The organism is Sandarakinorhabdus sp. (assembly GCF_031422795.1).
Lineage (GTDB): Bacteria > Pseudomonadota > Alphaproteobacteria > Sphingomonadales > Sphingomonadaceae > Sandarakinorhabdus.
In genome coordinates this window covers 1-7,484 of the sequence record NZ_JANPML010000246.1, presented here as the reverse complement: position 1 = coordinate 7,484, position 7,484 = coordinate 1, and the positions used below count along the sequence as shown (strand labels likewise).

Annotated in this window: 9 protein-coding genes; all 9 read right to left on the bottom strand. The window is 63.7% G+C overall.

What is annotated here, in order from left to right; all coding sequences use genetic code 11:
- Nucleotides 1-1,857, bottom strand: a 1,857-nt coding sequence (locus tag RMO81_RS09030; protein ID WP_310475502.1) for an acetyl/propionyl/methylcrotonyl-CoA carboxylase subunit alpha, incomplete at its 3' end; no start/stop codon positions are given.
- Between the two features lie 403 nt (nucleotides 1,858-2,260).
- Nucleotides 2,261-2,572, bottom strand: a complete 312-nt coding sequence (locus RMO81_RS09025) for a UrcA family protein (protein WP_310475501.1) — start codon at nucleotides 2,570-2,572, stop codon at nucleotides 2,261-2,263.
- 123 nt (nucleotides 2,573-2,695) lie between these two features.
- Nucleotides 2,696-3,163, bottom strand: coding sequence for a DUF2269 family protein (locus RMO81_RS09020; protein WP_310475500.1), 468 nt, complete (start codon nucleotides 3,161-3,163; stop codon nucleotides 2,696-2,698).
- Nucleotides 3,164-3,309: 146 nt separating this feature from the next.
- On the bottom strand, nucleotides 3,310-4,842 hold the full coding sequence (locus tag RMO81_RS09015; protein WP_310475499.1) for an acyl-CoA carboxylase subunit beta: 1,533 nt from the start codon (nucleotides 4,840-4,842) through the stop codon (nucleotides 3,310-3,312).
- A 61-nt stretch (nucleotides 4,843-4,903) separates the two neighbouring features.
- The gene (locus RMO81_RS09010) at nucleotides 4,904-5,608 is read right to left on the bottom strand and encodes an ATP12 family protein (RefSeq protein WP_310475498.1); all 705 of its coding nucleotides are present in this window, start codon (nucleotides 5,606-5,608) and stop codon (nucleotides 4,904-4,906) included.
- Entirely contained in the window at nucleotides 5,605-5,808 is a 204-nt protein-coding gene (locus tag RMO81_RS09005) for a hypothetical protein (protein ID WP_310475497.1), read from the bottom strand. Before RMO81_RS09005 ends, RMO81_RS09010 begins: the two co-directional genes overlap by 4 nt.
- A 9-nt stretch (nucleotides 5,809-5,817) precedes the next feature.
- Entirely contained in the window at nucleotides 5,818-6,030 is a 213-nt protein-coding gene (locus tag RMO81_RS09000) for a hypothetical protein (RefSeq protein ID WP_310475496.1), read from the bottom strand.
- A 22-nt stretch (nucleotides 6,031-6,052) separates the two neighbouring features.
- Nucleotides 6,053-6,706 carry an HAD-IA family hydrolase gene (locus RMO81_RS08995; protein ID WP_310475495.1) on the bottom strand — a complete coding sequence of 218 codons (654 nt, stop codon included), beginning with the start codon at nucleotides 6,704-6,706 and terminating at the stop codon, nucleotides 6,053-6,055.
- Entirely contained in the window at nucleotides 6,703-7,296 is a 594-nt protein-coding gene (locus RMO81_RS08990; protein ID WP_310475494.1) for an FMN-binding negative transcriptional regulator, read from the bottom strand. The genes RMO81_RS08995 and RMO81_RS08990 overlap by 4 nt, the downstream gene beginning before the upstream one ends.
- Between the last annotated feature and the right edge of the window lie 188 nt (nucleotides 7,297-7,484).

Genomic DNA, 7,484 nt, shown 5'->3' with positions numbered 1-7,484 from the left:
GTGCTCGCCTTCGGCAACGGCGATCGACACGATCAGGCCGGGCATCGGGCAGAGCAGATATTTGCTCATGTCTGGCGGCACCTTGGCGATCATGTGGCGGGCCAGTTCGGCCGCCCGCGGCGTGAGGGTGCGTGCCTTGTGGGCGCCGCCGCGGGTGGTCAGCGTGAGGAAACTGCCTTTGCGAGCCACGGCGATGGCTACCGGGGTGCCGTTGATCGTGCCGTCGAACAGGCTGTCACCCACGCGCCAGCCGGACTGCACCACCAGGTCGCGGCCTTCCACCAGCACTTCGTGGCTGCCGGCTTCGCCGGTCACTTCCACGGGCACGTGTTCGCCGTCCAGCTCGACAATCCAGCTGATGCCATAGATGGCGCCATCGCCGGACAATTGGCCATCGATCAGCTGTTCACGCGCCACGGTTTCGGCGTGGATGATGGCAGCAGCGGCGATCAGCGCGTTGCGGGTGGCGGGCGATGCCGGCGCGCCGTGGAAGCCATCGGGATATTCCTCGGCGATGAAGCCTGTCGTCACGTTGCTGCCGGCCTGGAAGCGCGGATGCTGCATGATGGCCGCAAGGAAATCGATATTATGGTTGATCCCCTTGATCAGATAGCGATCGAGCGCGTCGGCCTGGGCCGCGATGGCGGCGTCGCGGTTTTCACCCCAGGTGATCAGCTTGGCGATCATCGGATCATAGAACATCGAGATTTCCGCGCCTTCGACAACGCCGGTATCGACGCGCACCAGCCGGCCTTCCTCGTCGGTGCCGGCCTCAGGCGGCTGGCAGCGCGACAGGCGGCCGATCGACGGCAAGAAGCCGCGATACGGATCTTCGGCATAGACGCGGGTTTCGATGGCGTGGCCGTTCAACTGCACGTCGCTCTGGGCAAAGGGCAGGGCTTCGCCGGCGGCAACACGGATCATCAGTTCAACAAGGTCGAGGCCGGTGATGCATTCCGTCACCGGGTGTTCGACCTGCAGGCGGGTATTCATTTCAAGGAAGTAGAAGCTGCGATCAGCGCCCGCGATGAATTCCACCGTGCCGGCGCTGAAATAGCCGACGTTGCGGGCCAGCGCGACGGCTTGTTCGCCCATCGCGCGGCGCATTTCCGGCGTGACGAACGGCGAGGGGGCTTCTTCCACCACTTTCTGGTGGCGGCGCTGGATCGAACAGTCGCGCTCGTTCAGATAGATGATGTTGCCCTGTTGGTCGCCGATCAACTGGATTTCGATGTGGCGCGGCTGCTCGACGAATTTTTCGATGAACACGCGATCGTCGCCAAAGCTGGCCAATGCCTCGCGGCGAACGCTGTCAAAGCCTTCGCGCACGTCGGCCTCGCTCCAGGCCAGGCGCATGCCCTTGCCGCCGCCGCCGGCCGAGGCTTTCATCATCACCGGATAGCCGATGCCAGCAGCAATTTCGGCGGCGTGATCGGTATCGGTGATTTCGCCAACAAAGCCGGGCACCACGCTCACGCCGGCGGCCTTGGCGCGGCGCTTGGATTCGATCTTGTCACCCATGGCGGCGATTGCCGGTGCGGGTGGGCCAATGAAGGCGATGCCAGCCGCGCTCAGTGCCTCGACGAAGCTGGCGCGTTCCGACAGGAAGCCATAGCCGGGGTGAACGGCCTGGGCGCCGGTGGCCTTGCAGGCAGCGATGATCTTGTCGGCGATCAGATAGGATTCAGCGGCGGGCGCGGCGCCGATATGCACGGCTTCATCGGCTTCGCGCACGTGCAGGGCCGCCACGTCGGCATCGGAATAGACGGCGACGGTCTTGATGCCCATGGCGCGCGCGGTGCGAATCACGCGGCAGGCAATTTCGCCGCGGTTGGCGATCAGGATCTTGGTGAACAAGGCGAATGGCTCCCGTCGGATCGTCTGCTTGCTCCATAGCGGCACGCCGCTGTCATGCAACATATCGATTTTGGCGATGAGCGTGTGCAACACGCCTTGTTGGCCTTGGCGGCGGGTGCGGTGCATCAGCACAGGTAGGCAGGCGTGACAGACGGTCTCATTCCCCTGCGCAGGCCAGACGCTCACACGTGTGCTTAGCCGACGCTGCTGCCCCCCGCTGTGGCGTCGGTACTCACGAGACATTTGGAATTCATCATGCGCTTGCTGTTTGCCACCATTGCTACTGCCCTTGCTGCCCTGGCCGGTGAAGTCGTCGAATTCGAAGGCGTTGGCCCGCGCTGAGCCCAACGCAAAAGGGCCGGCGCATGGCACCGGCCCTTTCAGGTTCAGGACAAAATACGCGTCAGCGCGTCGAAGCGACCGCCACAGAACGCTGTGCCCGAGCGGCTTCCACCTGCGGAGCGGAGGCCTTCATGGCGTCGGCATAGCAGGCGTCCAGATCAGCCAGTTCGTCGCGACTGTAGAAGACCGGCGCACCGCACAGGCGAACCATCGCCAGCGACAGCCGCTTATCAAGCTGGCGTTGCCCGACTGCCGTTGAAAGATCGAGATCGGCGGTCTGCACCCGCACCTGCGATTGTTCATAACCGCGCTCAGCTGCAACCGCCGGAACGGCCAGCGTTGCTGCAACCACCAGAGCCATCAAACTGCGCATTTCAATCCTCCCAAAACACTTGATGGGAGAATGATGCTGCCAATGTCACGTCAATGCAACAAGAATGTCATTGAACTGTCATTTAAGAGTCACATGACTGCAATCTAACCGTCACGTCGACAATCAAGCCGGGCGTGCAATCATCAGCCACAGGGCCGTCACCAGCGGCACGGTGGAGATGAGCCCCCAGAAAATCCACTGTTTTGACAAAGCCTTATAGGAATCGGGCACGGGCCCATCGCCGAACTGGCGGGCCATGCGCGCCGCCTTGATCTGGATCGGCACGATCAGGCCCATCCAGATCAGCCCGGCGGCAACGAAACAGATCTGCGCCCACAGCAACCAGCCGCTGAAAAGATCAAATTGACCTTGGAAAGCAAGGCCATAGCCGCCGATCACGGTCAGAATCACGCCCCACACGGTCATCGACCAATCGGTGTAGATGATCAGCTTCTGCGCGAACTGCAGCACCGGGCCGCGGCCATCGCGATCGGCAAAGAACTTCCAGATGGCAGTGACCGTGATGTTCCCCATCAGCATCACCACGCCGGTAATGTGCAGGAATTTCCAGACAAGATAGGTCTCGGGCATCAAAAGTCCTGGTCACGTGACGTCGAACGGGCCTCAGGCAACCCTCTGCCCCGGCAAAGCCGTGGCGCCGGCTTGCCCGAACCCGCCGGCCGATCTTGCCGGAGTCGGCGAACAGCGCTTCGCTCTGTTCGCTCGCCCGGCTGCGCTCAGAGTGGGATATTATCGTGCTTTTTCCACGGGTTCTCCAGCGTCTTGTTGCGCAGTTTCCGCAGCCCCGTCGCGATCCGCCGCCGCGTCGCATGCGGCATGATCACTTCGTCGATGAAGCCCATGGAGGCCGCCACAAACGGATTGGCGAAGCGCGCTTCATATTCGGCGGTGCGTGCCGCGATCTTGTCCTTGTCGCCGATGTCCTGGCGGAAAATGATCTCCACCGCGCCCTTGGCGCCCATCACGGCGATTTCGGCAGTGGGCCAGGCATAGTTCAGATCGCCGCGCAGATGTTTCGACGCCATCACGTCATAGGCGCCGCCATAGGCCTTGCGGGTGATGACGGTGATTTTCGGCACGGTGGCTTCGGCATAGGCAAACAGCAGTTTGGCGCCATGCTTGATGATGCCGCCATATTCCTGCGCCACGCCCGGCAAAAATCCGGGCACATCAACGAAGGTGACGATCGGGATGTTGAAGGCGTCGCAGAAGCGCACGAAGCGGCCAGCCTTCTTGCTGGCGTTGATGTCGAGGCAGCCAGCCAGCACCATCGGCTGATTGGCGACGATGCCCACGGTGTGGCCTTCGATGCGGGCAAAACCGATCAGGATGTTGCCGGCATGGCCGGGCTGCAGCTCGAAGAATTCGCCATCGTCGGCGACCTTCTGGATCAGCTCATGCATGTCATAGGGCTTGGCGGCGCTGGCCGGGATCAGCGTATCAAGGCTGTGATCGATCCGCAGCGGATCGTCGCTGGTCGGCCGGAACGGCGCATCCTCGCGGTTGTTGAGCGGCAGGAAATCAAAGAACATCCGGGTGCGCAGCAGCGCGTCGATATCATCCTCCAGCGCCAGATCAGCGACTCCGGATTTGGTGCTGTGGGTGATGGCACCGCCCAGTTCTTCCTGGGTCACCACTTCGTTGGTCACCGTTTTCACCACGTCGGGGCCGGTGACGAACATGTAGCTTGAATCCTTCACCATGAAGATGAAGTCGGTCATGGCCGGTGAATAGACCGCGCCGCCCGCGCACGGCCCCATGATGAGGCTGATCTGCGGCACCACGCCCGAAGCCAGCACGTTGCGCTGGAACACTTCGGCATAACCGCCCAGCGACGCCACGCCTTCCTGGATGCGCGCGCCGCCCGAATCGTTGAGGCCAATGACCGGCGCGCCAACCTTCATCGCGGTATCCATGACCTTGCAGATCTTCTGGGCGTGGCGTTCCGACAGCGATCCGCCGAACACGGTGAAATCCTGCGAGAACACATACACCAGCCGGCCATTGATGGTGCCGCTGCCGGTGACGACGCCGTCGCCGGGGATGATCGTGTCCTGCATGCCGAAATCGGTGCAGTTATGCTCCACATACATGTCGAGCTCTTCAAAGCTGCCGGGGTCGAGCAGGATATCCAGCCGCTCCCGCGCCGTGAGCCGGCCTTTCCTGTGCTGCGCCTCGATGCGCTTTTCGCCGCCGCCCAGAACGGCAGCGGACCGGCGACGTTCAAGTTCCTGCAATTGTTTCAGCATGGCCAATGCTCCCTTGGAATTGTCCCTAGCAACTGCCGCGCCGTGGGCAAGCGGTGATTGGTCACTGCCAAGCCGACTCTGGCAACAGGCGCAGGAACCGCACCGCATCGGCCAGATCGGCGCGGCGGGTGGCTTCGGCCTTTTCCGCCAGCGGGTCGCGGCCCCATTGTTCTTCCTGCCAGCGGGCATCGACATGGGAAATGTCGTAGGCGGCGTCAGCGTCCAACTCGTCGTGTGCCACCGCCAGCGCCAGCACGGCCGAACCCGTGATGGTCACGATCGGATCGAGCGGTGCGAGCTGAAATGGCGTAAAGGCTGCATAGGCCGTCTGGATGCGGGCCAATGTGGCTGCCGGCTGGGCCACATGCATGATGCCGGTGGTGATGGTCAGCCCCACGTCATAGCGGCGGGCCAGCCATTCCACCCAATTGTCCCAAGCTGCCGCCTGTGCGGCCAACAGCGACGCCGGGCCATCGGCGCGATAGGCGATCAGTTCGGATTCCGCATAGGCCGCCAGCCGCGTGGCAAAGCCGGGCTGGTCTGCCGCCACGCGATCAATCGCGGCGTTGGCAAAGCCGGTGAGCGGCAGGCTGCGCGGGTCGATCTTCTCGCCCTGTGCTTGCCATTCGGCGGCAATGCCATCGGCCAGGGCCCGGGTCGGCACGGCCAGCGCCACACGGGCCGGCGTGCGCAGCGGGCGGCTATCGAGGCTGACGCCGAATGGCCCATCCCCGGTGACACTGGCCGCCGTGTAAAATCGCTTCATTTGCGGGTGAGGCCCAAATGTTTGGGCCGCACGAACAACGAACAACCGCCCAGCAGCACCACCGCCAGCCCCGGCGCCTGACCAATGTTGCGGACCATCCAGACGCCGGCAGCCATGACGGCAAGGCCGGTCAACCGCACCGCCAGATATCGGAGATAACGCTTCTTGGCTTCTTCAACGGGGAGGGGCGGTTGGGACATGCTGTGGCTTTACCCCCGCCTGCCCCCTCTCGGCAACCTGCGCCACAGCAAGACGAATACCAGCGCAAATTGCAGAACCGCCGCCACCCAGAACAGCACCGATGCGACCTCGCCGTTTTCGCCTGTCGCGGCACTGCGCCGGGCCAGCACCACAAAGGCACCGCCAAACAGCAACGAGATGAAGGCCAGCACGCGCCCCAGCTGCTGCAGCCGGGTGATCATGTCACCGCTCCCCTGCGGCTCCTCAGCCATTCAGCAGCGCCAGCAGATGATCTGACGTCTCGGCAACATGCGCCGCGCCGGCATCGATCAGTTCGTGCGCGTCGTGATAGCCCCAATCGACGCCGATGCTGCGCACGCCGGCAGCCTGCCCCATGGCGATATCGAAGACGGTGTCGCCGATCATCACCGCCTGTTCCGCCATCGCGCCAGCTTCGGTCAAGGCCGCGCGCAGCATGGCAGGGTGCGGTTTCGACGGGTGGCGATCAGCGGTTTGCAGCGACACGAACAATTGGTGGATGCCGTGATGTTCCAGCGCCAATTTCAGGCCGCGATCCGATTTGCCGGTGGCCACCGCGAGCCGCCAGCCATCGCCCTCCAACGCGTCAAGCAGGCTGCGAATGCCGGGATAGAGCGGTTCGGCATCCAGCGCCTTGTCGGCGCGCAGTCGCTGGAAAGCGGTCTTGTAATCATCAGCCAGGCTGAGATGCAGATCATGTTCGGCCTGTGGCAGCAGCGCCTGCATGGCCTCCACCAGGGAAAGGCCGACAATGCGGCGGGTGGCGTGGCTGTCGGGCGCTGGCAGGCCGTGGCGCTGGAAACTGCTCTCCATCGCCCGGATAATGTTGACCTGGCTGTCGATCAACGTGCCGTCGCAATCGAACACGGCGAGTTTCATTTGCGTGACTTTCGAATGGTCGCCGCGCCCGCTGTCTCGCCCAACCGTTCCAGCGCCGCAATCACGCCAGCCGCATCGGCGTCGCTGCGGTTCTGGCTGGCCTTCAGCGTCGTGCGGATGGCAGCCGGCGTGAGTTCATAGCCGATGATGGCGCGCATCATGGCTTCGGCGCGCGGGCGCTCCATCTTGGCCATGGTCCAGTCTTCGCCCGCACGGGGCTCGAACGTGGCAGAGGACAGGTTCAGCAGCGTTTCCAGTTCGGCCATGTCCAGCGCGCGCACCGGGCCTTCGATTTCGGCCGCCTGGTAATTCCAGGTCGGCACGTTGTCCGCCGGTTCCGCATACCAGTTGGGCGAAACATAATGGCCCGGTCCGCCCACGCTGATCAGGGCGGTGAGGCCATCGAGATGCTTTGCCAGCGCGTTGCCGCCCGACAGGTGAAACATGATGGTGCCCGCCGCTGTCACCAGCACCGGCGCATGCGCCACGCGCGGGCCATCGGGCGTAACCCCGAAAATATGGGCAAAGCCGTGCGCGGCCACGAAAGCCAGCGCGTCGTCATCGCTGCGAAAGGCGGCGTTGGGATGCATCGGCTGGGCTTTAGCCTATCAGCAGCGGGAGTCGACTTTACGTTTACGTCAACCTAGCGTGGCGAAATGACCGAGCCGCCGCCCTTGTTGCCCATCCCCGCCGGCCAGGCCAGCACCGCGCCGCGCGAGGCCGACGAGATCAAGGGCCTGCGTTATCCGCTGGGCCGCTGGGTGCCGGGGCCGGGCGA

Coding starts and splice junctions, on each gene's coding strand:
- RMO81_RS09025 (WP_310475501.1), bottom strand. CDS start 2,572: ATGCGCAGTTTGATGGCTCTGGTGGTTGCAGCAACGCTGGCCGTTCCG.
- RMO81_RS09020 (WP_310475500.1), bottom strand. CDS start 3,163: ATGCCCGAGACCTATCTTGTCTGGAAATTCCTGCACATTACCGGCGTG.
- RMO81_RS09015 (WP_310475499.1), bottom strand. CDS start 4,842: ATGCTGAAACAATTGCAGGAACTTGAACGTCGCCGGTCCGCTGCCGTT.
- RMO81_RS09010 (WP_310475498.1), bottom strand. CDS start 5,608: ATGAAGCGATTTTACACGGCGGCCAGTGTCACCGGGGATGGGCCATTC.
- RMO81_RS09005 (WP_310475497.1), bottom strand. CDS start 5,808: ATGTCCCAACCGCCCCTCCCCGTTGAAGAAGCCAAGAAGCGTTATCTC.
- RMO81_RS09000 (WP_310475496.1), bottom strand. CDS start 6,030: ATGATCACCCGGCTGCAGCAGCTGGGGCGCGTGCTGGCCTTCATCTCG.
- RMO81_RS08995 (WP_310475495.1), bottom strand. CDS start 6,706: ATGAAACTCGCCGTGTTCGATTGCGACGGCACGTTGATCGACAGCCAG.
- RMO81_RS08990 (WP_310475494.1), bottom strand. CDS start 7,296: ATGCATCCCAACGCCGCCTTTCGCAGCGATGACGACGCGCTGGCTTTC.